General features: G+C 72.8%; 24 protein-coding genes. 13 read left to right on the forward strand and 11 right to left on the reverse strand.

Features of this window, described 5'->3' with window-relative positions:
• Positions 1-34: 34 nt before the first annotated feature.
• The 5 genes from ACZZ97_RS00405 (at position 35) to ACZZ97_RS00425 (ending at position 4,689) form a co-directional block, all read left to right on the forward strand.
• Positions 35-1,003 carry a sugar phosphate isomerase/epimerase family protein gene (locus ACZZ97_RS00405; RefSeq protein WP_463471867.1) on the forward strand — a complete coding sequence of 323 codons (969 nt, stop codon included), beginning with the start codon at positions 35-37 and terminating at the stop codon, positions 1,001-1,003.
• Between the two features lie 28 nt (positions 1,004-1,031).
• Positions 1,032-2,093, forward strand: a complete 1,062-nt coding sequence (locus tag ACZZ97_RS00410; protein ID WP_463471868.1) for a Gfo/Idh/MocA family protein — start codon at positions 1,032-1,034, stop codon at positions 2,091-2,093.
• Positions 2,094-2,099: 6 nt separating this feature from the next.
• On the forward strand, positions 2,100-2,978 hold the full coding sequence (locus tag ACZZ97_RS00415) for a sugar phosphate isomerase/epimerase family protein (protein WP_463473740.1): 879 nt from the start codon (positions 2,100-2,102) through the stop codon (positions 2,976-2,978).
• 42 nt (positions 2,979-3,020) lie between these two features.
• Positions 3,021-4,139 carry a transaldolase family protein gene (locus tag ACZZ97_RS00420; protein WP_463471869.1) on the forward strand — a complete coding sequence of 373 codons (1,119 nt, stop codon included), beginning with the start codon at positions 3,021-3,023 and terminating at the stop codon, positions 4,137-4,139.
• 130 nt (positions 4,140-4,269) lie between these two features.
• Entirely contained in the window at positions 4,270-4,689 is a 420-nt protein-coding gene (locus ACZZ97_RS00425; RefSeq protein ID WP_463471870.1) for a tautomerase family protein, read from the forward strand.
• A gap of 20 nt (positions 4,690-4,709) precedes the next feature.
• Here the strand turns inward: ACZZ97_RS00425 and ACZZ97_RS00430 are convergent, their stop codons facing one another.
• Positions 4,710-5,465 carry a GntR family transcriptional regulator gene (locus ACZZ97_RS00430; RefSeq protein ID WP_463471871.1) on the reverse strand — a complete coding sequence of 252 codons (756 nt, stop codon included), beginning with the start codon at positions 5,463-5,465 and terminating at the stop codon, positions 4,710-4,712.
• 117 nt (positions 5,466-5,582) lie between these two features.
• Positions 5,583-6,554, reverse strand: a complete 972-nt coding sequence (locus ACZZ97_RS00435; protein ID WP_463471872.1) for a helix-turn-helix transcriptional regulator — start codon at positions 6,552-6,554, stop codon at positions 5,583-5,585.
• 109 nt (positions 6,555-6,663) lie between these two features.
• Here ACZZ97_RS00435 and ACZZ97_RS00440 point away from each other — a divergent pair, with 109 nt between their 5' ends.
• Entirely contained in the window at positions 6,664-7,089 is a 426-nt protein-coding gene (locus ACZZ97_RS00440; protein WP_463471873.1) for a VOC family protein, read from the forward strand.
• Positions 7,090-7,243: 154 nt separating this feature from the next.
• Here the strand turns inward: ACZZ97_RS00440 and ACZZ97_RS00445 are convergent, their stop codons facing one another.
• The 3 genes from ACZZ97_RS00445 to ACZZ97_RS00455 all read right to left on the reverse strand — a co-directional run bounded on the left by ACZZ97_RS00445 (position 7,244) and on the right by ACZZ97_RS00455 (position 10,600).
• Positions 7,244-7,987, reverse strand: a complete 744-nt coding sequence (locus ACZZ97_RS00445) for an SDR family oxidoreductase (protein ID WP_463471874.1) — start codon at positions 7,985-7,987, stop codon at positions 7,244-7,246.
• Between the two features lie 409 nt (positions 7,988-8,396).
• A complete protein-coding gene (locus tag ACZZ97_RS00450; protein WP_463471875.1) occupies positions 8,397-10,004 on the reverse strand; it encodes an MFS transporter in 1,608 nt (535 codons plus the stop codon).
• On the reverse strand, positions 10,001-10,600 hold the full coding sequence (locus ACZZ97_RS00455) for a winged helix-turn-helix domain-containing protein (RefSeq protein ID WP_463471876.1): 600 nt from the start codon (positions 10,598-10,600) through the stop codon (positions 10,001-10,003). Before ACZZ97_RS00455 ends, ACZZ97_RS00450 begins: the two co-directional genes overlap by 4 nt.
• 398 nt (positions 10,601-10,998) lie before the next feature.
• Between ACZZ97_RS00455 and ACZZ97_RS00460 the strand changes: the two genes are divergently transcribed.
• On the forward strand, positions 10,999-11,577 hold the full coding sequence (locus ACZZ97_RS00460; protein WP_463471877.1) for a MarR family winged helix-turn-helix transcriptional regulator: 579 nt from the start codon (positions 10,999-11,001) through the stop codon (positions 11,575-11,577).
• Between the two features lie 265 nt (positions 11,578-11,842).
• Here the strand turns inward: ACZZ97_RS00460 and ACZZ97_RS00465 are convergent, their stop codons facing one another.
• A complete protein-coding gene (locus ACZZ97_RS00465) occupies positions 11,843-12,034 on the reverse strand; it encodes a hypothetical protein (RefSeq protein ID WP_463471878.1) in 192 nt (63 codons plus the stop codon).
• A gap of 96 nt (positions 12,035-12,130) precedes the next feature.
• Here ACZZ97_RS00465 and ACZZ97_RS00470 point away from each other — a divergent pair, with 96 nt between their 5' ends.
• Positions 12,131-12,991 carry a VanZ family protein gene (locus ACZZ97_RS00470; protein ID WP_463471879.1) on the forward strand — a complete coding sequence of 287 codons (861 nt, stop codon included), beginning with the start codon at positions 12,131-12,133 and terminating at the stop codon, positions 12,989-12,991.
• A 224-nt stretch (positions 12,992-13,215) separates the two neighbouring features.
• The gene (locus tag ACZZ97_RS00475) at positions 13,216-14,031 is read left to right on the forward strand and encodes an SGNH/GDSL hydrolase family protein (RefSeq protein ID WP_463471880.1); all 816 of its coding nucleotides are present in this window, start codon (positions 13,216-13,218) and stop codon (positions 14,029-14,031) included.
• Between the two features lie 105 nt (positions 14,032-14,136).
• Here the strand turns inward: ACZZ97_RS00475 and pgtP are convergent, their stop codons facing one another.
• Positions 14,137-15,570, reverse strand: a complete 1,434-nt coding sequence (pgtP, locus tag ACZZ97_RS00480) for a phosphoglycerate transporter protein PgtP (RefSeq protein ID WP_463471881.1) — start codon at positions 15,568-15,570, stop codon at positions 14,137-14,139.
• Positions 15,571-15,829: 259 nt separating this feature from the next.
• On the opposite strand from pgtP, the gene ACZZ97_RS00485 reads away from it, so the two are divergent.
• Together ACZZ97_RS00485 and ACZZ97_RS00490 are read left to right on the forward strand one after the other, a co-directional pair.
• Complete coding sequence (locus ACZZ97_RS00485; RefSeq protein ID WP_463471882.1) at positions 15,830-17,080, forward strand: MFS transporter; 1,251 nt, start codon at positions 15,830-15,832, stop codon at positions 17,078-17,080.
• A gap of 119 nt (positions 17,081-17,199) precedes the next feature.
• A complete protein-coding gene (locus ACZZ97_RS00490; protein WP_463471883.1) occupies positions 17,200-18,246 on the forward strand; it encodes an NAD(P)-dependent alcohol dehydrogenase in 1,047 nt (348 codons plus the stop codon).
• A gap of 262 nt (positions 18,247-18,508) precedes the next feature.
• Here the strand turns inward: ACZZ97_RS00490 and ACZZ97_RS00495 are convergent, their stop codons facing one another.
• Positions 18,509-19,132 carry a TetR/AcrR family transcriptional regulator gene (locus ACZZ97_RS00495; protein ID WP_463471884.1) on the reverse strand — a complete coding sequence of 208 codons (624 nt, stop codon included), beginning with the start codon at positions 19,130-19,132 and terminating at the stop codon, positions 18,509-18,511.
• A 124-nt stretch (positions 19,133-19,256) separates the two neighbouring features.
• Between ACZZ97_RS00495 and ACZZ97_RS00500 the strand changes: the two genes are divergently transcribed.
• Positions 19,257-19,571 carry a DMT family transporter gene (locus ACZZ97_RS00500; protein WP_463471885.1) on the forward strand — a complete coding sequence of 105 codons (315 nt, stop codon included), beginning with the start codon at positions 19,257-19,259 and terminating at the stop codon, positions 19,569-19,571.
• Positions 19,571-20,005, forward strand: coding sequence for a DMT family transporter (locus tag ACZZ97_RS00505; RefSeq protein ID WP_463471886.1), 435 nt, complete (start codon positions 19,571-19,573; stop codon positions 20,003-20,005). The genes ACZZ97_RS00500 and ACZZ97_RS00505 overlap by 1 nt, the downstream gene beginning before the upstream one ends.
• 177 nt (positions 20,006-20,182) lie before the next feature.
• On the opposite strand, the gene ACZZ97_RS00510 is transcribed toward ACZZ97_RS00505, so the two are convergent.
• The 3 genes from ACZZ97_RS00510 to ACZZ97_RS00520 all read right to left on the reverse strand — a co-directional run bounded on the left by ACZZ97_RS00510 (position 20,183) and on the right by ACZZ97_RS00520 (position 23,685).
• Positions 20,183-22,183 (reverse strand): putative Ig domain-containing protein, encoded by a 2,001-nt coding sequence (locus ACZZ97_RS00510; protein WP_463471887.1) that lies wholly within the window; start codon positions 22,181-22,183, stop codon positions 20,183-20,185.
• Positions 22,184-22,309: 126 nt separating this feature from the next.
• Positions 22,310-22,858, reverse strand: a complete 549-nt coding sequence (locus ACZZ97_RS00515; protein ID WP_463471888.1) for a putative immunity protein — start codon at positions 22,856-22,858, stop codon at positions 22,310-22,312.
• Between the two features lie 275 nt (positions 22,859-23,133).
• The gene (locus tag ACZZ97_RS00520) at positions 23,134-23,685 is read right to left on the reverse strand and encodes a YbhB/YbcL family Raf kinase inhibitor-like protein (RefSeq protein WP_463471889.1); all 552 of its coding nucleotides are present in this window, start codon (positions 23,683-23,685) and stop codon (positions 23,134-23,136) included.
• Positions 23,686-23,700: the final 15 nt, after the last annotated feature.

The following is a 23,700-nucleotide window of genomic DNA, read 5'->3' on the forward strand; positions in this document are numbered from 1 at the left end:
ATCTCACGACTCACTCTCGAAAGGCACCGCCGCCATGACCGACACCGTGACCGATCCCGACGCCACACCCGTCGAGACCTCCTCCGCGCCGAACGACCGCGGGCTGCGCATCGGCACCGCACCTGACTCGTGGGGGGTGTGGTTCCCCGAGCACCCCAGCCAGATCCCGTGGCCGCGGTTCCTCGACGAGGTGCAGCAGGCCGGCTACCGGTGGATCGAGCTCGGCCCGTACGGCTACCTCCCCACCGACCCCCACCAGCTCGAGGACGAACTCGGCAAGCGCGACCTGTTGCTCTCGGCCGGGACCGTCTTCACCGGCTTCCACAAGGGCGACGACCAGTGGCAGCGCGCCTGGGACCAGGCGCTCGCCGTCGCGGGGCTGGCCTCGGCGCTCGGCGCCGAGCACCTCGTCGTCATCCCCGACCTCTGGCGCAGCGACGCCACCACCGAGGTCCTCGAGGCCCGCACCCTCACCGACGAGCAGTGGGCGGCGCTCGGCGCAGGGCACGACAAGCTCGGCAAGGCGCTGCTCGAGGAGTTCGGGGTGAAGCAGCAGTTCCACACCCACGCCGACAGCCACGTCGGGACCTACCAGGAGACCGAGCGGTTCCTGGCCGAGACCGACGCCCGCTACACGAACCTCTGCCTCGACACCGGTCACTTCGCCTACTACGGCGGCGACAACGTCCGACTCATCGAGGCCCACCCCGACCGGATCGGCTACCTGCACCTCAAGCAGGTCGACTCCGACCTCCGCTTCACCGTCCTGAAGAACGACGTGCCCTTCGGCGACGCCGTCGCGATGGGAGTGATGGTCGAGCCCCCGAAGGGCGTGCCCGAGCTGGCGCCCGTGCTCGAGGCCGTGAGCCGGATCGACCCCGACATCTTCGCCATCGTCGAGCAGGACATGTTCCCGGTGGAGTCGATCGACCTGCCCCTCGGCATCGCCACCCGCACCCGCGAGCACATCTTCAGCTGCTCGCCCCGCGCCCGCCTCGTCTGACGACACCGCACCGGAAAGAGAACCGACCATGACCCCCACCTCCCAGGACCTCCGCGTCGCCGTCGTCGGCGCCGGCATGATGGGCGCCGACCACGTCGCCCGCATCACCTCGACCATCAGCGGCGCGAAGGTCGTCGCCGTCGTCGACCCCGACACGGCACGAGCGACCGCGGCCGCGGCGACCGCGCCGGGCGCCGTCACGGCCGCCGACTTCGAGGAAGCCCTCGCCGCGACGGAGATCGACGCGGTCATCATCGCCACGCCCGGGTTCCTGCACGAGGCCGTGCTGATGCCCGCCCTCGAGCGCGGACTGGCGATCCTCTGCGAGAAGCCCCTCACGACCGACGAAGCGGCGTCCCTGCGCGTCCTCGAGGCGGAGCAGAAGCTCGACCGGCCCCACATCCAGGTCGGGTTCATGCGCCGCTTCGACCAGGGCTACCAGGACCTCCGCGCCCTCGTCGCGTCCGGTGACAACGGAGCCCTGCTCGCCCTGCACTGCGCCCACCGCAACGCGACGACCCCGCCGAGCTACTCGGAGGAGATGCTGATCCTCGATTCCGTCATCCACGAGATCGACGCCGTCCCCTTCATCGCGGGCGAGCCGATCGTGGCCGTCGAGGTGAAGAAGCCCCGCCGCAACTCGCTGGCGCCCGACGGGCTCCGCGACCCGCAGTTCGTCCTCCTGGAGACTGCGTCGGGCACTCTGGCCGTCGTCGAGATCAACGTCAACATCCAGTTCGGCTACCAGGTCACGACCGACGCGGTCTTCGAGAGCGGCGTCGCGTCGATCGGTCGCGAGACGGGCCTGCAGCTGACGAGCGCCGGCCGCGCGGGCGTGGCCGTCCCGCCGAGCTTCAAGGAGCGCTTCGGCGCCGCCTACGACACGCAGGTGCAGCGCTGGGTCGACGCGGCACACCGGGGCACCATCGACGGGCCGAGCGCCTGGGACGGCTACCTCGCCAGCGTGGTCGCGACCGCAGGCGTGGAGGCGCAGAAGAGCGGTCGCCGTGTCGAGGTCGACTACGCGATGGCCAAGCCGGCCTTCTACGACCTGGACGCCCGCGCCGACGCCGTCCCGTCGGAGGCGTGACCGATGGTGAAGATCGCCCTCGATCCGACGCCGCTGCACCACAGCCACTCCCTGCTCGAGATCCCGGCGAAGGTCCGCGAGCTCGGCTACGACCACCTGCAGCTGACCCCCCACGCCGACTTCATCCCCTTCTTCCGGCACCCGAAGGCGGACGACGACCTGGTCGACGCCTTCGCGGCCGCCTGCCGCGACGCGGACGTGCAGATCGCGTCGGTGCTGCCCGTGCTCCGCTGGTCGGGACCGGACGAGGAGTCGCGGCGAGCGGCGGTCAAGCAGTGGAAGCGCGTGATCGAGATCACCGCGCGACTCGGGGTCGGCGTCGTCAACACCGAGTTCAGCGGACGCCCCGAGCTGCAGGAGGAATCGGAGCGACAGTTCTACTGGTCTATGGAGGAGCTGCTCCCGATCATCGAGCGCGAGGGCATCCAGGTGTTCATCGACCCGCACCCCGACGACTTCGTCGAGGACGGCCTCGAGGCGCTCCGCGTGATCCGCGGGCTGAACTCCTCGAACGTCGGGCTCGCCTACGTGGCCTGCCACACCTTCCACTACGGCGGCAACACGGCCGAGATCATGGCGGCCGCAGGTCAGTCACTCGGGCTCGTCCACATCGCCGACACCTTCGACCACCACCGGTCGCACGGCCTGCGGTACATCACCAACCCGCCCGGCAACGCCGCCCGCGTCCACCAGCACCTCAAGATCGGCGACGGCGACGTCGACTGGGACGGCTTCTTCGGCGGCCTCGGTCAGCTCGGCTTCTTCGACCGCGACGACACCGTGGCCGTCTCGAGCGTCTTCGCCGAGGACGAGGACGTCGATGCCGTCAGCCGTTACCAGCGCGAGCAGATCCTGTCGCGGATCGCTTCCGCGCCTCGTCCCTGAGACTCGTCGCGCCGCGACGACCGACCACACCGGAGAAGAACGATGACGACCCTCACCGACCCGACCGCCGACCCGACCACGACCGCGACCGACGAGCGGCCGACCCTGCTCCGGGCGGCGCAGGACACCCCCACCAGCCTGTGGAACGACTCGGCCGACGTCACCGAGCTCGCCGCCTCCATCGGGTTCGGGGCGGTGGGGGCGACCTGCAACCCCGTCATCGCCTACACGGTGATCAAGAACGACCTCGCGACCTGGGCGCCTCGACTCCGCGAGATCGCCGACGCGAACCCCACCGCCGGCGAGTCCGAGATCGGGTGGCTCGCCGTCGAGCAGCTCAGCATCGAGGCCGCAGCCCTGCTCGAGGCGGAGTTCGAGGCCTCGGGCGGCCGCAACGGACGTCTGTCGATGCAGACCGACCCGCGCCTGCACCGAGACGCCGCGGCGCTGGTCGAGCAGGCCGTTCACTTCTCGTCCTTGGCGAAGAACATCATCGTCAAGATCCCCGCCACCAAGATCGGCATCGAGGCGATGGAGGAGGCGACGTACCGGGGTGTGAGCATCAACGCGACGGTCTCGTTCACCGTCGCCCAGGCCGTCGCCGTCGGTGCCGCCATCGAGCGCGGACTCCACCGTCGCACCGCGGAGGGCCTCACGAACCACGAGTTCGGCTCGGTCGTCACCCTCATGGGCGGGCGGCTCGACGACTGGCTGAAGGCGGTCGTCAAGCGCGACCACGTCATGATCGACCCCGGTCACCTCGAGTGGGCGGGCGTCGCGGCCCTCAAGAAAGCGCACCACGAGTTCGTGGCCCGTGGCTATCGCTCACGAGTCCTCTCGGCCGCGTTCCGGAACCACCTGCAGTGGTCCGAGCTCGTCGGGGGAGACCTCGTGGTGTCGCCTCCGTTCTCATGGCAGGTCGACATCAACGCCGCTGCGCTCCCCGTCGAGAACCGCATCGACGTCCCCGTCGACCCCCGCATCCTCGAGTCGTTGGCCGAGAAGATCCCCGAGGAGTGGCACCGGGCCTACGACGTCGCCGGCATGACCCTCGACGAGTTCGAGCGCTTCGGCGCGACCGTCAGGACCCTCCGCCAGTTCCTGGAGGCGGACGCGCAGCTCGACGCCCTCGTCCGCGACGTGATCGTGCCCGCGATCTGATCTGCGGCTGAAGGGCGCAGGAGGCGCGGGGTCCGTTCTCGGACTCCGCGCCTCCTCGTGTCGGGCCTGGCGTCTCCGCCGTAGTCTTGTTAGTATGTCCTTACATTTGACCGACAGTGAGGACCCCGCCATGCCCCTCGTCCGCATCGACCTGATGACCGGCCGCACGCCCGAGCAGATCACCGCGATCGCCGACGCGATCCACGAGGCGATCGTCGAGGTGTACGGCATCCCGGTCCGAGACCGTTTCCAGGTCGTCAACGAGCTGCCCGCAGGGCGCATCGTCGCCGAGGACGCGGGGCTCGGCTTCGAGCGCACCGGCGGCGTCGTGATGATCCAGATCTTCACCCAGCGCGGCCGGAGCGACGAGACGAAGCAGGCTCTGTACGCCCGCATCGCCGGGGGACTCGAGAGTGCTGGCGTGGCCGGCGAGGACGTCTTCATCGGCTACGTCGAGAACGGGCCGCAGGACTGGTCGTTCGGGTTCGGCGTCGCCCAGTACATGAACGGCGAGCTGAAGGTCCCTGCCGCGGCCCCCGGCCTCGGCTGACCCCGACCCGGCCCCGGGCGCTACTTGTCGACGAGGGTGATCGAGAACGAGTAGAGGTCGGGTCGGTAGCAGTGGTGCCCGACCTCGACGGCTCGGCCCGAGGCGTCGTAGGCGGTGCGTGTCATCGTGAGGACGGCACCCCGAGGCTCGATCTCCAGCAGCTGCGCCTCGTCCCCGTGGGCGGCTCGGGCGCCGATGTTCTGCTTCGCGACCCGCATCGTCACGCCGTGGGAGCGGAGGAGCTGGTACAGCCCCCGGGCCGCGAGATCGGCATCGGAGAACGGTGCGAGGTCGAGCGGCAGGTAGTTCTCGAGGATCGCGACGGGCACGTCGTCGGCCAGGCGCAGCCGACGGACGTGGCTCACCTGAGCGCCCACCTCGACGCCCAGCGCGGTCGCCGTCTTCTCGTCCGCGGGGGTGATGTCGTGCGTGAGGAGGCGTGTGGTCGGTGCCTGACCGCTCAGGGCGAGGTCCTCGAACAAGCTCGACAGCTCGACGTTCCGCGTGACGGGCCCGTGGACGACCTGCGTGCCGATGCCCCGTCGACGGACGACGAGGCCCTTGTCGACGAGCTCCTGGATCGCACGGCGGATGGTCGGGCGGGACAGGCCTAGCCGTTCGCCGAGCCCGACCTCGTTCTCGAGCCGCGCGCCGGCGGGCAGCTGACCACTCAGGATGGAGGCCTCGAGGCGAGTGGAGATCTGGTACCAGAGAGGCACCGGGCCGCCCCTGTCCAGGTCAGCGAAGAGGTCGTCGGGAAGAGTCGTGTCTGTCATCTGCTGCACCGCCCCAGGTCATGTCGTGACAACCCTACGGGTCGATCTCGGCTGCGCGCGCGGGCTGGCCGGGCGGGCCGATCTCGGGGGCCGGGCCGCGCCTCGACGCGTCGACGTTCACGGTCGAGTGCCCGGGCCTCGCGAGTCGAGCAGCCGCCGCGCCAGCTCCTGCCCTGCCTCGACGAGCGCCGGTGGCCCCTCGAGCGTCAGGTCCGCGTCGAACCCGGCGAAGCGGGCCGCGAGGGCGCCCCACGACCACGAGCCCGTCGTGAGCCGCGTGCGGCCGTCGTCCCCCTGCTCGACGAGGGCGTCGGCGTCGACGTAGGGCGCGACGTCGCTCGCCGGGAGGTCGAGCAGTGCCGTGCCGACGCAGGGCCAGGAGGCGTCGGTCGACCCCCGGAACCGCGCCGCGACGAAGGCGACCGGGTCGTCCCCGGGCACGGGGCGCCGACTGAACGACCGGCGCGTGGCCGCCCGCGGGTGCAGCCGGTCGATTCGGTAGGTGCGCCAGTCAGCTGCGGCGGGCGCCCACGCCAGGAGGTACCAGCGGCCGTTGCTCGTGACGACCGCGTGCGGCTCGACCGAGAGCGGCGGGCCGACCTCGGCCTCTCCCCAGACGGGCACGTAGTCGAACCGGAGCGCCTCGTGGGCGCTGGTCGCCTCGATCACCGCGACCAGCACCTCCGGGTCGACGACCACCGCCGAGGGCGTGCTGAGGACCTCGATCGAGTCCATCCGGTGCCGCAGCCGAGACGGCATCACCTGCCGCACGGTGGCCAGTGCACGGGCGGCCGCCTCGCCGATGGCGGTGCCGGAGGCGGGCGCCACGGCGAGGGCGAGCGCGACGGCCACGGCCTGGTCGTCGTCGAAGAGCAGGGGCGGCAGCTCGCTGCCCGCCGACAGGCGGTAGCCGCCGGCCGGCCCTCGCAGGGTCGTCACCGTGTAGCCCAGCTCGCGCAGACGCTCGACATCACGGCGGACGGTCCGGGGGCTCACGCCGAGCCGCTCGGCCAGGAACGTCGCCGAGCTGTCCCGTCGCACCTGCAGCAGCGAGAGGAGCGTGAGGATCCGCGAGGAGGGGCTGGTCACGTTCTGATCGTCGCACCAGATGCGGTCACGATCTGACCGCATCGGGGAGGAGAGTCGCTCTCGACGCGGGCCTCACCACCGAGGACTGCGCGACGACGAGGAGACAGTCATGACCATCTCGACCACCCCGCACCTCAACTTCGACGGAGACGCCCGCCAGGCCCTCGACTTCTGGGCCGCCGCGCTCGGCACCGAGGCGACGGCCATGACCTACGGACAGATGGGCGCCTCCGACGACCCGGCGTGGGCGGACCGGATCGTCTGGGGGCAGGTCGAGACCGTGAGCGGGGTCCGCGTCATGGCGTTCGACGTCTGGCCGCACCAGGAGTACGACCAGGGGGCGAACTCCTGCTACGTCTACCTCAGCGGCGACGACGCCGCCGAGATCACGGCGGTGTGGGAGGGGCTCGTCGTCGGGGCCGAGATCCGGCAGCCGCTGGGCGCCTCCGCGTGGTCGCCGTTGGCGGGGCAGCTCCGCGACCGGTTCGGCGTCGTGTGGGCGCTCGACGTCCGGGCTCCGCAGCCGGGGGCGTGACGGGCGGCGGGCAGGCCCGGCACCCCTCGGTCGGGCGCCCCGTAGCCCGGCACCTCGAAGCCCGGCACCGCATTGTCTGACACCGCGAAGTGGACGATGCACCCCGTCGTTGCGGGGTGCATCGTCCACTCAGGGGTGTCCGGCTCGGTCCGGCCTACTCGCTGACGCTGTCGCTCTCGCCGGCGAGCTCGCCGCCGTCGATGACGAACTCGGCCCCGGTCTGGAAGCTGGACTCGTCGCTGGCGAGGTAGACGACCAGGGCCGACACCTCCTGGGGCTCGCCGATGCGGTGGAGGGCGCCGAGCTGGTCGCCGAGCTCGAGGCCGTCGGTCATCGGGGTGCGGATGACGCCGGGGTGCACCGAGTTCGAGCGCACGTTCTCGGCCCCGAGCTCGAGGGCGACGGACTTGGTCAGGCCGCGGAGGGCGAACTTCGACGCCACGTAGCCGTGCAGCGCCGTGGTGCCCTGCAGCCCTGCGGTGGAGGAGATGTTGACGATCGACGACGGGGCCGACGCGACCAGCGCCTCCTTCGCCGCGGTGATGCCGAGGAAGGCTCCCGTGACGTTGATGCCGAGGATGAGGTTCCACTGGTCGAGCGTGTACGTGCCGAGGCGGCCGAAGTTGACGATGCCGGCGTTGTTCACGAGCACGTTGAGGCCGCCGAACTCGCTGACGGCCGTGGCGACGGCCGCCTCCCAGTCGTCGGGCGACGTCACGTCGAGGTGCACGTAGCGGGCGGCGTCGCCGAGCTCGTCCGCGAGGGCGCGGCCCTCGTCGTCGAGTAGGTCGCCGACGACGACCTTGCCTCCCTCGGCCACGATCGCGCGGGCGTGCGATGCGCCCATGCCTCGCGCGCCTCCGCTGATGAGGGCGATCTTGCTGGTCAGTCTGTCCATGGGTGGCTCCTTCGCCATCGGGTGCTGCGGGTCGTTCGGGTTCGCGAGCAACGGTGCTCTGCGGGTCTCGGCAGATGTCGCTCTGGGCGACGGGTGTTGCCGTGCCGCGAGAGTAGCGACCGAACCGTCGGGTTCGCTGAGGGAACCTCGACAGAGCCACGGCACGCGCGGGCGGCTCGTGGGCGTCGACGTGTCCCGTCTCGTTCCGAGCATCCCGTCTCGCCGTGATGCGACGTGATGCTCGGAACGAGACGGGACGCGGACAGGGACACGCGTGGGCACCCGAGCGCGGCGGCGGTGACCAGCACGAGCGCGGCCGCGGCCGCGGCCGTGGCCGCGGCCGCTACTGCTCCGTCAGGGCCGGTGCGCACGCCTTCACCGAGGGGTGGTCGGTGCTCGTGTGCCGAGGCTAGGGCGTGCGGTGCGTCTCGAGGCGGACCGCGCCGCGCTCCATCAGCCGCCACGACCCGCCCGCCAGCGGCGTGAGCGTCACCCCGACGTAGACCGCCGCGACGATTCCGAAGGCGATGGTGAGGCCGATCGTGTCGGCAGCGACTCCGCCGAGGAGGGCTCCGAACGGGACCCCGGCCCAGGCCCCCGCGTTGAGGAGGCCGAAGACGCGGCCCCGCAGGTGCTCGGGCACCCGCTCCAGCTCGACCGTCGCGAGGATCGGGTTGAGCGACCCTGCCGCGAGTCCCGACAGCGCGGTCGCGGCGACCAGCACGGGCAGCGGAGCGCCGAGCGCGAACGCCAGGCTCGAGGGACCGCCGGCCAGGGCGAAGCAGAGCGCGAACGTGACCCGCCGCGGCACCCGGTGCGCGACGAAGCCGAAGGCGACGTTGCCGAGCAGGGCGCAGCCGCCCATGGTCGCGACCAGCAGTCCCAGGCTCGCCGCACCTCCTAGTCGGTCGTTGGCGTAGAGCGGCAGCAGGGTCGATCCGCGCGCCGCGTCGAGGAGGTTCGTGACCAGCACCAGCGCCACGATCAGCCGCATCAGCGGGTCGCGGACCACGAAGCGGGCTCCCTCGGCGAGGTCCTGCCAGTAGGAGGCGCGGGTCGGCTCGGTGCTGCCGGTGCGGTCGCGGCTGCGGCTGCCGGGCACCTCGGGGCCCTCAGTGCCCTCGCCGGCGGGCGCTGCGGGGCGGGGGCTCGCCGAGCTGGCTGATCCGTCACGGGACGGATCAGGCCCAGGGACCAGCGTCCAGGTCAGCACCGCCGAGACGGCGAACGTCGCGGCGTTGACGAACAGCGACGGGATCGGTCCGACGGCGGCGACGAGCAGACCAGCCAGCGACGCCCCGATCAGCTTGGCGAAGCGCTCCGAGCCGTCGAGCAGGCCGACGCTCCGCTCGATGCGGATGCCGGCGCGCTCGGTGAGGCCGGGGAGCATCACCCGACGCGCGGTCTGGCCGGGCGTGTCGAGCAGGCCGGCGACGAAGACCAGTGCCAGCAGCGCCCAGAACGGCAGGCCCACGGTCAGCGCCAGCACCGGCATCGCGAGCACGTAGGCGCCGCTCACGACGTCCGCCACGATCGCGGCGCGGCGGTGGCCGACGCGGTCGACGACGACCCCGCCGAGGGGCCCGCCGATGATCACCGGCGCGGTCGCGAAGGCCGCGGCGACGCCGATCTCGACCCCGGAGCCGCCCAGCGCCAGGACGTAGAAGGGGACCGCGAAGGCCGTGACGACGTTGCCGGTCTGCGAGATCGCGTGGGCGGCGACGAGCGCCGAGAGGGCGGTGCGGGAGGCGCGGGTCGCGCTGGTCGCGCCGGTCGCGCTGGTGGGGCCGGTCGCGCCGGTCGGGCTGGTAGGGCCCGTCGCGCTGGTGGCGCGGGTGGGGCCGGTCGCGCTGGTGGCGCGGGTGGGGCCGGTCGCGCTGGTGGGGCCGGTCGCGCCGGTCGGGCGGGTCGCGCTGGTCGGGCCCGTCGCGCTGGTGGGGGCGGTCGCGCTGGTAGGGCCTGTCGGGCTGGCAGATCCCGGGGCGACCGTCTCGGGGGCCGGGGCGTCCTCGGTCACGCGCCCGCGCCTCCTGGGTGCCGGTAGGCCTGGTAGGCGAGGACGACGGTCTCGGCTCCGTCGTCGTCGGCGGGGTCGTGTGCGTCGCCGACGTCGACCCAGCGGTCGACGACGGACTCGAGCTCGGCGCGGAGGGCGGCGAGCTCCGTGACCGTGAGGCGGATCGCGCGGTCGCCGCCCGCCGCCGCCGCGACCCACTCGCGGGGCAGGGTCGGCATCTCGTCGACGTACTGGGTGTACCGCGCGGCGTTCGCCTGGACGATCGACTTCTCGAGGGCCGCCGACGCGCTGAGGCGCTCGGGGTCGTCGAGCAGGTCGGCGGGCTCCCACGAGGTGAGGAGGGCCGTGGCTTGCCACCAGCGCTCGCGACGGTCGGCGCTCTGCGGGTCGGCGGGCTGGATCAGGTCGCTCGCGGCGAGCTTCGACAGGTGGTAGCTGACCGTGCCCGGCGCCTCGTCGACCACGTCGCCGAGCTGCGCCGCCGTCTGCGGACCGCGCTGGCGCAGCAGGCCGAGGAGGCGCAGCCGCGTCGGGTGGGCCAGCGCGCGCATCGAGGCGGCGTCGGTGAGGGTGGAGCGGGGCTCGTCGCGGGTCATGAGGCAACGGTAGGTGCACAAGAGGTGTTGCGCAAGAGGTGTTGTGGAGTTCCGTGCCTCATGCAGGCCCGGCCGCGTCCGCGGCGCGGTCAGGCGGGCGTCGGTCGGCCTGACGGCGGCGGGCTCGGTCCTTGCGGACCCGTCGCGTGGACGGCGGGCGAGTTCGTCGGAGGCGGGCTGCCGCGACGGCCCGCTGACGACGGTCTCGCCCGCCGACAGGTGGTCGCACGCGGCGGGGGTGGGAACGGGGACGGGCGCGGGCCGGGGCGGTCTTCGGACGGTCACGCGCCTCCTCGGCTGTCCGGATCGCGCAGTACCGAACGGGGGGTGTCTCGACGGTCGAGATTCTCGCTAATCTAATCGTCGGCACGGATGCCGATCTCAGCGCAGGAGCGAACATGACCACCCCGACACTCTCGACCCGACCCAGGCACATGACCCGACCGACCACCGCACCGGACCCGACCCCGGCCGCGGCCCCCTCCCTCGACGGAGGCGCCGGTCACGACGCCGGCGTCGGCCCCGACTCCGTCACCGGCTTCATGCAGGCGTTCGGCGCGGCGCAGATGCGCGCCGAGACCCTGATGAAGATCGTGGCCGCCGACCACGGGATCGGCGTCTCGGACCTGCGCGCGCTGTACTTCGTCCACGGCGGCACGGACGTCACGCCGCGCGAGCTCGCCGCGTACCTCGAGCTCTCGTCCGGCTCCGTCACGAGCCTCGTCGACCGGATGACCGACGCCGGGTTCCTGGACCGCGCCGCCCACCCGACGGACCGGCGCAGCAGCGTCCTCGTCATCGCCCCCGACGGCGTCGCGCTGATCGAGGGCGAGATCGGGTACTACCTCGAGGTCTTCGACGGGCTCGCGTCGCGGCCCGAGCTGGCCGTCGTGACGACCGCGCTCGCCGAGCTCGCGAACTCGATGACGCGGCACGCGGCTGCGCGCTCTGCGGGTGCGAGCTCAGCCTCGGCCTAGCCCGAGCTGACTCTCTCGAACCATGTGACGCGTCGAAGGGGGCCGATCGGGGCGTACCCCCTCGACGCGTCACCTCGATCGCGACGTCGGGCCTGCGGGCGGGGCGGGAGACGCCTCCCTTGGTCGCACCCGCCTCGGCGGCCCTGGCTGCCGCAAGACCCGACCGGGGAGGCGCGGGGAGACTCCCGATACCCGGAAAAGCCCGTATTGCCGATGGCGCGGTCGGCATTTGCGGACCCGGAGCTGCGGCCGGAGCGAGGTACGGTCAGCGCGGCTCGGGCGAGGCGCCGAAGGCCTTGCGGCCGTTCCACACGGCGATCCCGACGACGAAGAGCGTGAATAAGACCGAGAACACGACGCTCGGCTGCAGCACCGCCCACACGACGACGATCATGCCGACGCTGACGACGAGGCTGATGCCGTACATGATGCGCCCGAGGCGCGTGTTCATCTCCATGGGGACTGTCTACACACGCGGGGCGCATTCAGCCCTGCGGGCGAAGCGGGCCCCGGGTCGCGGCAGCGAGACTGAAGGCCCAGAGAAACGGACTCCATGCACCTCGCCACCCTCCACCTCGTCGTCCCGGCGCTCGCGACCGTCGTCCCCGTGACGATCCTCGCGGTCGCGCTCGTGGGGCTGCGCTCGCGGCGGGCCGGGGCCGACCTGGGGACGACCCTCTGGCGCACGTCGTTCGTCGCCTATCTCGGAGCGCTGGTCGCGGTCACGTTCTTCCCGTTCGTGATCGACCTCGACGCACCGCCGGACTCGCTGTGGCGCCCGATGATGAACCTCGACGCGCTCAGCTCGCTGCACCTCCGGTCGTTCTGGTTGAACATCGTGATGACGGTGCCGCTCGGGGCGTACCTGACGGGCCGCGGTCTGGCGGGCGGCGGGCTGGCGGCACGCGGGCGGGCGGGGCTCGGGTCGTCGGGTCGGCGCCGACTGCGGGGCGTCGTGCCGGTCGCCGCGATCGCGCTGGTCGCGAGCGTCATGGTCGAGCTGCTGCAGCTGGTGCTGCACCTCACGATCGGCGGCAACCGCGCGACCGACATCGACGACGTGATCGCCAACACCGCCGGAGCCGTCGTCGGCGCGGTGCTCTGGCGGGCCGTGCTGCTCGTAGGGCGGCTGGTCTTCCCTGGCCGGCACCCTGAGCTGGTCGCCACGGGCGCGAGCGCGAGCACGAGCACGAGCACGAGCACGAGCACGAGCTCGAGCACGAGTACGAGTACGAGTACGAGTACGAGCACTAGCCCGCGCACGAGCACGAGCCCGCGCTCGACCTCGAGTCTGCGCACGACCTCGAGCCTGCAGGAGGCGGCGCTCGCCACGGCAGGCCCGTCGCGAGGGCGTCCGCACCCCTCGGAGCCGCGTACACCCGCGCGCGCGAGCGAGGGTGCGCGCGGGTCCTGAGGGTGCGGACGTACCGACGCGCCGGCGCGCGAGCGCGCGAGCGCGCACTGCGCCTGCGCGCACTGCGCCTGCGCGCACTGCGCCTGCGCGCACTGCGCCTGCGCGCACTGCGCACTGCGCACTGCGCACTGCGCACTGCGCACTGCGCACCGCGCACCGCGCACCACGCACGACGGCGCCGTCGGGCGGCCCGGGCGTAGGGTCGGATCGACCGAGGAGGCGCGGTGACCGATCCCGCGAGCGACGGCGGCGCGACGGAGCGTGGCCTGCCGAACGGCGGCGCGACCGAGCGCGGTGTGCCGATGCTGCAGCCGCACGACGTCGTCTGGGCCTGCCTGCGGCCGGCGCTGAGGCTGCGGCTCGCGCTCTTCCGCCGGGCCGTGCGGTCGGGGACGTTCCCGCCTGCGGCCACCGCGCCTCCTTCTCTGCTCGACGACGTCACCGCCGACCGGGTCGCCTACGTCGGCAACGCGGCCGCGGCCCGGTTCGGCGTGCTCGAGGAGGAGCTGACGACGCTCAGCCGCGTCGCGGCCGCGGTCGGCGCCGCGAGGGGCCGACCGTTCGTCTGGGTCGAGGGGCCGGCCCAGGTGCTGACCGTGCGGGCGGCGGCCGACGAGCCGGCCTCGGCCGTGCCCGACGTCGACGCGGTCGTCGTCGCGCTGGGGTTCAGCGACGTGCTGCTGATGACCTCCGCCGCCGCGTGGCGTCGCGACCTCGACCGGCTGCTCGACGCCGCACGGCACCCGGGGAGCGTGCTCAGTCCGGTGCTCGTCGCGGGGATCCCGCCGATCGACCGGCTGCGGCTCACGTCGCGCGGGGCGCGAGGCCGTGTCCACGGGCAGATCGCGCGGCTCAACGCCGAGTCCGAGCGGCTCGTCCGGGAGCGCGGCGACTGCGTCTTCGTGCCGTTCCCCGAGCCCGAGCCGGCCGTCGGCAGCGCACGCCTGGGCGGCCAGCTGTGGTCGTGGCGGCGGGTGCACGAGCTGTGGGCGGCGAGCCTCTGGCCCGAGCTCGTGAGGGTGCTCGACGAGTCGAGCTGAGGAGGCGCCGTCCCGACGTGGAAACGACGAACCTCCGCGGAAGATCACGGAGGTTCGTCGTTCTGGGGGAGGTGCGCATGCGACGCGCGCCGCGGCCGGTCCCGGCTAGCGGGCCGCCGCCTCCTCGGCGTCACGGGCGCGCTTGCGCTCGTTCAGCGCGCGCTCGTCGCGGCCGACGACCGCCAGCAGCACGATGGCGAGCACCACGCAGGCGAGGATCAGCACGAAGGTGACGTCCCAGCCGAACGCGTGGACGGCCAGGCCGATGCCGGTGGAGGCGAGCGTCGCGCCGAGCACGTAGCCGAACAGCCCCGTGAACCCGGCCGCGGTGCCGGCGACCGAGCGCGGGCTGAGGTCGAGCGCCTGCAGGCCGATCAGCATGACCGGGCCGTAGATGAGGCCGCCGATGGCGACGAGCATGGCGAGCGAGATCCAGAGCGGGCCCTCGACCGGCGACAGCCAGTAGACGGCGACGGCGACGCCGACCGCGGTCATGAAGAGGATGCCCGTGGGGGAGCGGCGGCCCTTGAACACCTTGTCGCTGATGTAGCCGCAGAGCAGGGTGCCGGGGATGCCGGCCAGCTCGAACAGCGAGAAGCCGGCGATGCCCTCGCCGAGGCTCGCGCCGCGCACCTCGGACAGGTAGACCGGCGCCCAGACGAGCACCCCGTAGCGCAGCGTGTACACGAACACGTTGGCCAGGGCCAGGTTCACCATGGTGCGGTTCGTGAGCACGTAGCGGCGGATCGTCGACCAGGTCGAGGCGCCCTCGTCGGCGGCGTCGGTCTCGACGGGGGCCGGGTCGTTCCGGTACTCCTCGATGGGCGGCAGGCCCTCGGACTCGGGGGTGTCGCGCAGCAGCACCAGCGCGACGACCGCGATGACGAGGCAGACGACCGCGGGGAACCAGAACACGCTCTGCCAGGTGCCGAACGACGCGAGCGCCACACCGGCGAGGCCTCCGGCACCCGCGCCTCCCACGTTGTGCGCGACGTTCCAGATCGCGGTCTTGCCTCCGCGCTCGGAGGTCGAGAACCAGTGCACGAGGGTGCGGCCGCTGGGCGGCCAGCCCATGCCCTGGAAGAACCCGTTGAAGATCATCACCACGGCGAAGAAGGCGACGGAGGCGCCGACCGCGGGGACGAAGGCGATGAACAGGTTCGCGAGGGCAGAGAGCGCGAGGCCGATCGGCAGGAACAACCGCGCGCTGCTCTTGTCGCTCACGATCGCGCTGAGGAACTTGCTGAAGCCGTAGGCGAGCAGCACGCCGTTGGTGATGACGCCGAGGCCGACGGTGCTGAAGCCGTTCTCGTCCTTGAGGATCGTCGACACGAGCGGCACGTTGTTGCGGATCAGGTAGTAGGCGGCGTAGCCGATGAAGATGCCCAGGAACACCTGCAGCCGGAGGCGCGGGTAGCGACGTGCGACGGTCGCGTCGTCGAGTCGGGGAGCGGGCGGCGGGGCCGCGAGGAAGGCGGTCAGCCCTCGTCGCGACGACGTCTCGGTGGGGGTGCGCGGGGCGCGGTGATCAGTGGTCATCTCGGCCTTCCTCGTCCACGGCGGTGTGGGCGAACTCATAGCTGAACACAAGGTTGCAGTTCACGCAAATGACACCTGCCGTTCACCTGGAGGGGTTGACACCAGCCGTGGGAGCGGAGAGGGAGCGCTCGTCGGGAGGGGTGCCCTGGCAGTGCCTGTCAGTCTGCGGGGCGCGTGCGTAGCGTGGATCTCGACGCCGCAGGTCGGCGTCGCCCCTCCTGCTGCTGCTGCTGACCGCAGCTCGCCCCTGCCCTCGACCTTGAGAGGACCCGTCCTGACGAAGGCCCCCGCACCCGCGTCCACGCCCGCTGCCGACGTCGCCCTCGCGGGCGAGCCCGGCACGTCGACCCCGACCCGCCTGCCGCTGTTCTCGCTGGTCGTGCTCGCGACGATCGGCTTCGTGCTCGTCGCGATGGAGACGATGCCCGCCGGGCTGCTGCCGCAGATCGCCTCCGGCCTCGACACGAGCGAGGGCACCGTCGGGCTGCTCATCAGCGCGTACGCGCTCGGCACCGTCGTCGCGACCGTCCCCGCGATCACGCTGACCCGGGGCCTGCGGCGTCGCCCCGTGCTCGCGGCGGCGCTCGCCGGGCTCGTGCTCGCGAACGTCGTGACCGCCTTCGCGCCGACGGTCGGCGTCGCACTCGCGTCCCGGTTCGTCGCCGGGGCCTTCTCGGGCACGATCTGGGGCATGCTCGCCGTGCACGGCCGCCGCATCAGCCCGCCCGGCAGCGCGGGTCGCGCGCTCGCGATCGTCTCGGCCGGAGCCCCCGTCGGCTTCGCGTTCGGGACGCCCCTCGGCTCCTGGCTCGGCACGGCCCTCGACTGGCGCTGGTCGTTCGGCGGCCTCAGCCTGATCGGGCTCGTCGCCCTCGTGCTCGTGCTCACCGTGGTGCCCGACGCGACCCCGGCGTCCGCCCCGGCCTCGGGCCGCCTCCCGCTCGGCCGCGTCCTCCGCCTCCCCGGGGTCGTCGTCATCCTCGCCGTGATCGCCGCGTGGATGATCGCGCACAACACGATCTACACGTACGTCGCGCCGTACCTGCGGGCCGGCGGCTCGGGCCTCGGCGTCGACCTGACGCTGCTCGTCTACGGGGTCTCGTCGATCGGCGGCATCGTCGTCACCGGCGCGCTGCTCGACCGGCACCCCCGCCCCCTGCTGCACGGTAGCGTCGCCCTCTTCGTCGTCGCGGGGGCCGTGCTGCTGGTCGGCCAGGCGTCCCCGGCCGCGGTGCTCGCCGCCTCCGTGCTCTGGGGGCTGACCTTCGGCGGGGCCTCGGCCCAGCTGCAGGCGGCGCTGACGACCGCAGGAGGCGCGGAGGCGGACGTCGCGAACTCGTTCCTGCCGGTCGCCTTCAACGTCGCCATCTTCGCGGCGGGTGTCCTCGGAGCGCTGCTGCTCGGCGGGGTCGGCCCTCTCGTGCTCCCCGTCGTCATGATGGGGGCAGGCGCCCTCGCCCTCGGCCTCACGGTGTGCGGCAGGCGCAGCGCCTTCCCGGCGCGGTACTGAGCGACGCGGCCCCTCGTCAGCGTGGGCGGGCCCGGCGGCCCGGCCCGCACCTCCTCGTCTTCCCCCTCTTCTTCTCCTCTTCCCCGACATCGCCACCGAACACGAACACAGGAGCACACATGCGCACCGTCAAGGCCTACGCGGCACCGTCCGCCACCGAGCCCCTCGTCCCGACGACCATCGAGCGCCGGGACGTCGGCCCGAAGGACGTCATGATCGACATCGCCTACGCCGGCATCTGCCACAGCGACATCCACACCGTCCGCGGCGAGTGGGGCGAGATCCAGTACCCGCAGGTCGTCGGCCACGAGATCGTCGGCACCGTCTCGGAGGTCGGCTCCGAGGTCACGAAGCACGAGGTCGGCGACCGCGTCGGCGTCGGCTGCATGGTGAACTCGTGCGGTGAGTGCGAGTACTGCCAGCGCGGCGACGAGCAGTACTGCGCCAAGGGCAACACCGGCACCTACACGAGCGTCGACCCCGCCGACGGCACCGTCACCCAGGGCGGCTACTCGCAGGCCGTCGTCGTCACGGAGGACTTCGTGCTGCGCGTGCCCGAGTCGCTCGACTACGACAAGGTCGCGCCGCTGCTCTGCGCCGGCATCACGCTCTACTCGCCGCTGCACCACTGGGGCGTCACCGAGGGCACCAAGGTCGCCATCGTCGGCATGGGCGGCCTCGGCCACATGGGCGTGAAGATCGCCGCCGCGCTCGGCGCGGACGTCACCGTGCTGTCGCAGACCACCTCCAAGAAGGAGGACTCGCTGCGCTTCGGCGCGAAGGCGCACTACGCGACCAGCGACGAGCAGACCTTAACCGACCTGGCGAACTCGTTCGACCTGATCGTCAACACGGTGTCGGCCAAGATCGACATGGGCGCCTACCTCGGCCTGCTCGCCGTCGACGGCACCCTCGTCAACGTCGGCGCCCCCTCGGAGCCCCTCGAGGTGCCCGCGTTCGCGCTGATCCCGGCTCGCCGCAGCTGGGCCGGCTCGGCCATCGGCGGCATCCGCGAGACCCAGGAGATGCTCGACTTCTGCGCCGAGCACGGCATCCTGCCCGAGACGGAGCTGATCAGCGCCGACCAGATCAACGAGGCCTACGACCGCGTGCTCAAGTCGGACGTGCGCTACCGCTTCGTGATCGACGCGGCGACGTTCGCATAGGTCGCACCCGCTGGTCGCACGAACGCCCTCGCCGTGAGCGGGGGCGTTCGTGCAATCCGCTGGCTGCAGGAACGCCCTCGCCGTGAGCGGGGGCGTTCGTGCGTGTGCGGGCGTCGTCCCTGGTCGCGAGCGGTCTGCTGGCACGGCCCGCACCTCCTGCGGACTGGCCGACTGCGCTGTCGCATGACGTCGCACCGGGTTTCGTGCACTGCACCGGGTCCAGACGCGGTGCAGTGCACGAAAGTCAGTGCGTTGCGGGGCATCAGGGGCGCAGTGCCAGCAGCCCGAGGTGCGTGTCGAGAGCCGTGACCGCCCAGGAGGCGTCGGTGCTGACGGCCTGGGCGAGCAGGTGCAGGGCCAGACCGTCCACGACGGCGTGGGTGAGCTCGACGTCCACGCCGGCCGGCCCGGGGGTGCCGGGGGCGCCCGCCGCGCCACCGTCTCCTCCGTCGTCGCGGGCGTCGAGGTGCGCCAGCGCGAGCGCGCAGACGTCGCGCACCGCCGTGTGCGTCTGCTCGTGCGCCGTCCGCAGCGAGGGGTCGGTCAGGGCGAGGGCGGCGAAGGCGACCGTCACCTCCATCTCGGCGCGCCGCTCGTCGTCGAGGGGGAGCAGCTCGAGCAGGACGGCCCGGGCCGCGTCGCGTCCGCCGGGCGCGGTCGCCGCCCGGTCGACGCGCTCGCGCAGCCGCGACACCAGCAGCTCGACGGCCGCGTCGCGTACGCTCGCCTGCGTCGGGAACGTGTAGCGCAGCGACGAGGGAGGCAGGCCGGCCTCGGCGGCGACCTTGCGGACCGACACCTCCGTCGGGCCCTCGCGCACCAGCACCCGCCAGGCGGCTTCGCCGACGATGCGGCGGCGGTCGTCGAGGTCCACGGTGCGGGGCATCCGTCGATTCTGGCACGACTGTGCGAAAACGTGCTACAAATGATTCCGCACGACTGTGCGACAACGGGTCGCGCAGGGTGTCGACACGAGGTCGGCTCAGTGCGCCGGAGGAGAGGGGCCCGTCATGGCCTGGCTGCTGTTGATCGTCGCGGGGGTGCTCGAGGCCGTGTGGGCGTCGGCGCTCGGCGCGTCGGGGAACTTCACGAAGAAGGGGCCGACGGCGCTGTTCGTCGTCGCGCTCGTCCTGAGCATGGTCGGCCTCGCGCTGGCGATGAACGACCTGCCCGTCGGCACCGCCTACGCCGTCTGGGTCGGGATCGGCGCCGTGCTGACCGTCGTGATCGCGGTCGTCCGCGGCCAGGAGGTGCTGACCGTCGCCCGCGCACTGCTGCTCGCCGTGCTGATCGGCTGCGTCGTCGGCCTCAAGGTGGTCAGCTGATGCCGTGGGTCGTGCTCGTCCTCAGTGCCGTCCTCGAGGCGGTCTGGGCGACCGCGCTGGGTCGGAGCGAGGGGCTCTCGGTGCTCGCCCCCTCCGTCGTCTTCGTGCTGGGCCTCGCCGCCTCGATGCTGACGCTCGGCTGGGTGACGCGGCACATCCCGATCAGCACCGCGTACGCGATCTGGGCCGGTCTCGGCGCGGCGTTCACCGTCACCTGGAGCATGCTCACCGGCGGCGAGGCCGTGACCGTCGTGCGGGTGCTGCTGCTCGCGGGGATCGTCGGCAGCGTCGTCGGGCTGAAGTTGTTGAAGTCGGGGCCGGCTGCAGGCGTCGAGCCCGGTGCCGAGGGTGAGGGCGCCGCCGCTGACCGGGCAGGTGCGGCGGCTGCGGCTGGTGCGACTGCCGGTGACGGGCAGCGTCCGCCGGCGGGCTAGGCGTCGCACAGGGCGCAGGGCGCAGGGCACAGGGCACAGGGCACAGGGCACAGGGCGCGCGCGGGCGCCGGGCGCGGGCGCGGGCGCCGGGTGCGTGCGCGAGCGCAGGGTGCGGGCGCGGGGCGCCAGCGCAGGGCGCGGGCGCGGGGCGCGTGGGGCGTCCGGCCCGTGCCCGGCCTAGGCGGAGGTCGTCGTGGCCGATCGTGTGCTGCGCCGACGGGCGGCGACGACCAGGGCCAGGCCGGTCGATGCGAGCAGGGCGCCGAGCCCTGCGGCCACGGCGGCCTCCGAGCCGGTGAACGCCAGCCCCGCCGGTCGGTCCGACGCGTCGACGGTCGACGCCGGCGCTGCTGCCACGGGTGCAGCTGCCCCCGGTGCCGGTGCCGGTGCCGGTGCCGGTGCCTGTGACGGTGCCCCCGAGGGCGAGCCGGGCGCCGGGGCGGGGACGACGGCGGCGGGGGCGATGACGACGGTGCTCGCCTGGGTCGTCGTGCCGTAGGGGCTCGTCGCCGAGATCGTGACGACCGAGGTGCCCGACGCGGTCGGGGTGCCCGAGACCAGTCCGGTGGCGCCGTCGAGAACGAGACCAGCAGGCAAGGAGTCCCCGACCACGCCGAACGAGACCGGGCCCGTTCCGGAGGCGGTGAGGGTGGCCGAGTACGCGGAGCCTGCTGTGCCGGACGGCAGCGGGGAGGAGGTGACGGTCGGGGCGACGCCGTAGGCGTACGAGAACGGGAAGCTGCGTCCGTCGTCGGTCGTCACCACGACGGGCACGGTGCCGACGGCGTGAGCCGGGGCCGTGAAGGTGACCGTCCGGTTGCCGTCGGCGTCGAGCTCGGCCGAGGTGACGGGATCGGCGACCGAGACCCCGTCGAGCGAGACGCCCGTCACGGCGCCGGGCGCGGGCACGCGATCGGGCGTGGCCTGGTAGAAGCTGTTGAACTGGGGGATGTCGTCCCTGTCGACCGTCGAGCCCCACCAGAAGACGGCACCGTCGGTGGCGAGGGCGCCCGACGTCGATCCGTCCGAGGTGAACTGCTCGACCGTGCGGCCTCCGGGCAGCGTGAGCAGGGCAGGTCGCTGCGGGCCCGACCTCGCACCCGTGTTGACGGCGCCCTCGCCCCAGGCCCACGCTGAGCCGTCGTCGGCCGTCGCGAACGATGCGGAGCCTCCGTCGGTCACCTCGGTGAACCGCACGCCCGTCGGCAGCTCGACCTGCAGCGGCGTCCTCGAGGCGTAGACCGAGTACTGCACGGGCTCGTCCGCGAAGTACTCACCCCAGGTCCAGGTCGTCCCGTCCGTGGCCGTCGCCAGCGTGTGCTCCTCGTAGACGAAGGGCGTGTTCAGGCCGTGTCCGTCCTGGCCGCCGGAGATCTGCGCGAAGCGACGCCCGTCGGGCAGGGAGACGGGCACGGGAAGGGGGCGAGCGGTCGTCGTGCCGTCGCCGAGCTCGCCGAACTCGTTGACGCCCCACGCCTGTGCGGTCCCGTCCGCAGCGAGGGCGAACTGCGTCGAGCTGCTCGAGACGGAGGTGATCCCCGCGACCGGCACCTGCACCGGCAGGGAAAGCTGTCCGGCGGGAGCCCCCGTGCCCAGGCTCTCGGACGCGCCCCAGGCGAACACCCGGCCGTCGTCCGTCAGCGCCAGCGGCGTCCGGCTCAGCGAGATCTGCGTGACGAACGGGTTGCCGGGGAGGACCACCTGCAGGGGTGCCCCGGACGACGTCCCGTCGCCCCGGCCCAGCTGGCCGGAACTGCCGTCGCCCCACGCCCAGACCGTGCCGTCCGAGCCGAGGGCCATGACCGTCGCGTCGTCCGCCGCGATCTGCACGACCCGGACGCCGGCGGGCATCGACACCACTCGGGGGATGCTCGACGTGCCGCGCGGGCGCAGGTCCCACGTCGAGACCGTTCCGCCGTCGTCGATGCCGAACGCCGACTCGCGACCGGTCGCGATCTGCGTGAACCGCGTCGCCGCGGGCACCGTGAGGGCCACCTGCGTGCCGCCGGTCGTCGGACCGGCCGGCGGCGACACCGTGCCGACCGGGGCGGCGTTCGCGCTCGGCACCCCGCCTCCCGGCCCGAACGGGAGCAGCGCGACGGCGGAGATCAGCGCGACGGCGGCGGCGGCGCCGACCGGGCGGCGACGGGAGGACGGGCGGAGGAGGGCACGCGACATCGGGCGGGGTCCGGTCTGGTCGTGGAGCGGGAGTCAGCGGCAGCCTAGGGCACTCGATACTCGGCGGTAGTCACCCGTTGAGGGGTAAGCGACCCGGGGCGACAGGGTGACTCGACAGCGGAGCGGTCAGCTCTCGGGACGCAGCTCGGCCTGCAGCGTCCGGATCGCCTCGCCGAGCGTGCCCGACGCGAGCAGGCCCGTGCCGAGGGGGCCCGAGCTGTCCTCTCCGAGCAGGGGGAGGCGGGCGAGGGCCGTGCGGACCGGCCCGCTCAGGTGCTGCAGCTGCCAAGCGATCTCGGCGGCGCCTCCTGCGGCAGTGCCCTGCGAGGACCCGGCGGCCAGCGCCACGGCCTTCGCCGCGTAGGCCGCGGCGCCGAGGGCGTGGGCGCCCATGTGGGCGACGCCCGACGCCTGGCCGGCCGACCACGCAGCGGCCCTCGCAGCTGGCGAGGTCACGGCCTGTGCGGCACGCCCGGCGACGAAGCGGCGGCGGATCTCGCCGGCGGCGTCGAGCTCTCCGCGGGCGAAGGCCCGAGCTCGCGCGATGCCGTCGCGGGGGCGGTCGTCATCGGGCGCCTCCTGCTCGAAGAGGGGCAGGACGCGCTCGGCACAGTCGGCAGCCCACGCGGCGACGAGTCGGCGGTCGGCCTCGGAGAGCGCCTGCGGGGAGGTCATGCCCGCACCCTCGCACATGCGGCGTTCGGCCACAGCGGCGGCGGTGGCGGCGAGTTGCCCCGAAGTGCTGCCTCACGCGATCGGAGGCAGCAGTTCGGGGCAACTCGCCGAGACAGCGGCCAGGAGGGGCGGTGCGCGACCGTGCGCTCGCTCCCGTAGTCAGGAGGTCGCGGCTGGCGCCTCCTGAACTGAGCACGGTTCAGGAGGCTGAGTCCTGCGCAGTGCGGACTCAGGACTCAGCCTCCTGAATGAGGAGAGCGAGAGACAGTGCCGGGCTACTCGGCGGGGATCTCGCCCGTCGCGACCAGCGTGGCGCGCGCGAGGATGTGCGACGCGATCGTGAAGTTGAGGAACGCGGGCGTGCCGTCGGCGGGCACCTCGATGTCCTCGACGTCGAGCGCGTGGACGGTCACGAAGTAGCGGTGCTGACCGTGGCCCGCAGGAGGTGCGGCACCGATGAACGAGGGAGCCCGCGAGTCGTTCGGCAGCTGGTACGCCCCCTCGGGGAGCTGTGCGCCGGTCGCGTCGCCGGCGCCCTCGGGCAGGTCGGTCACGGACGCCGGGATGTTCGCGACGGCCCAGTGCCAGAAGCCCGACTGCGTGGGGGCGTCGGGGTCGTAGACCGTCACGGCGTAGCTCTTGGTGCCCTCGGGGGCGCCCGACCACGAGAGCTGCGGCGACACGTCCTGGCCGCCGGGCACGCCGAACGCCCCGGAGTACTGCTGCTGCGCGAAGGGGGCGCCGTCCTCGACGGTGTCGCTCGTGACGGTGAAGCTCGGCACCTCGGGGAGGCGGGCGAAGGGGTCGTTTCCGGTGGTGTCGCTCATGACGGTCCTTTCCTG

It is taken from the genome of Frigoribacterium sp. AC512, from assembly GCF_979258295.1.

What these genes read in the sequence shown, in the direction of transcription:
- ACZZ97_RS00500 (WP_463471885.1), top strand. Translation starts at nt 19,257, where the DNA reads ATGGCCTGGCTGCTGTTGATCGTCGCGGGGGTGCTCGAGGCCGTGTGG.
- ACZZ97_RS00405 (WP_463471867.1), top strand. Translation starts at nt 35, where the DNA reads ATGACCGACACCGTGACCGATCCCGACGCCACACCCGTCGAGACCTCC.
- pgtP (WP_463471881.1), bottom strand. Translation starts at nt 15,570, where the DNA reads ATGACCACTGATCACCGCGCCCCGCGCACCCCCACCGAGACGTCGTCG.
- ACZZ97_RS00430 (WP_463471871.1), bottom strand. Translation starts at nt 5,465, where the DNA reads ATGACAGACACGACTCTTCCCGACGACCTCTTCGCTGACCTGGACAGG.
- ACZZ97_RS00510 (WP_463471887.1), bottom strand. Translation starts at nt 22,183, where the DNA reads ATGTCGCGTGCCCTCCTCCGCCCGTCCTCCCGTCGCCGCCCGGTCGGC.
- ACZZ97_RS00495 (WP_463471884.1), bottom strand. Translation starts at nt 19,132, where the DNA reads ATGCCCCGCACCGTGGACCTCGACGACCGCCGCCGCATCGTCGGCGAA.
- ACZZ97_RS00440 (WP_463471873.1), top strand. Translation starts at nt 6,664, where the DNA reads ATGACCATCTCGACCACCCCGCACCTCAACTTCGACGGAGACGCCCGC.
- ACZZ97_RS00515 (WP_463471888.1), bottom strand. Translation starts at nt 22,858, where the DNA reads ATGACCTCCCCGCAGGCGCTCTCCGAGGCCGACCGCCGACTCGTCGCC.
- ACZZ97_RS00490 (WP_463471883.1), top strand. Translation starts at nt 17,200, where the DNA reads ATGCGCACCGTCAAGGCCTACGCGGCACCGTCCGCCACCGAGCCCCTC.
- ACZZ97_RS00455 (WP_463471876.1), bottom strand. Translation starts at nt 10,600, where the DNA reads ATGACCCGCGACGAGCCCCGCTCCACCCTCACCGACGCCGCCTCGATG.
- ACZZ97_RS00460 (WP_463471877.1), top strand. Translation starts at nt 10,999, where the DNA reads ATGACCACCCCGACACTCTCGACCCGACCCAGGCACATGACCCGACCG.
- ACZZ97_RS00445 (WP_463471874.1), bottom strand. Translation starts at nt 7,987, where the DNA reads ATGGACAGACTGACCAGCAAGATCGCCCTCATCAGCGGAGGCGCGCGA.
- ACZZ97_RS00425 (WP_463471870.1), top strand. Translation starts at nt 4,270, where the DNA reads ATGCCCCTCGTCCGCATCGACCTGATGACCGGCCGCACGCCCGAGCAG.
- ACZZ97_RS00420 (WP_463471869.1), top strand. Translation starts at nt 3,021, where the DNA reads ATGACGACCCTCACCGACCCGACCGCCGACCCGACCACGACCGCGACC.
- ACZZ97_RS00410 (WP_463471868.1), top strand. Translation starts at nt 1,032, where the DNA reads ATGACCCCCACCTCCCAGGACCTCCGCGTCGCCGTCGTCGGCGCCGGC.
- ACZZ97_RS00520 (WP_463471889.1), bottom strand. Translation starts at nt 23,685, where the DNA reads ATGAGCGACACCACCGGAAACGACCCCTTCGCCCGCCTCCCCGAGGTG.
- ACZZ97_RS00465 (WP_463471878.1), bottom strand. Translation starts at nt 12,034, where the DNA reads ATGGAGATGAACACGCGCCTCGGGCGCATCATGTACGGCATCAGCCTC.
- ACZZ97_RS00505 (WP_463471886.1), top strand. Translation starts at nt 19,571, where the DNA reads ATGCCGTGGGTCGTGCTCGTCCTCAGTGCCGTCCTCGAGGCGGTCTGG.
- ACZZ97_RS00470 (WP_463471879.1), top strand. Translation starts at nt 12,131, where the DNA reads ATGCACCTCGCCACCCTCCACCTCGTCGTCCCGGCGCTCGCGACCGTC.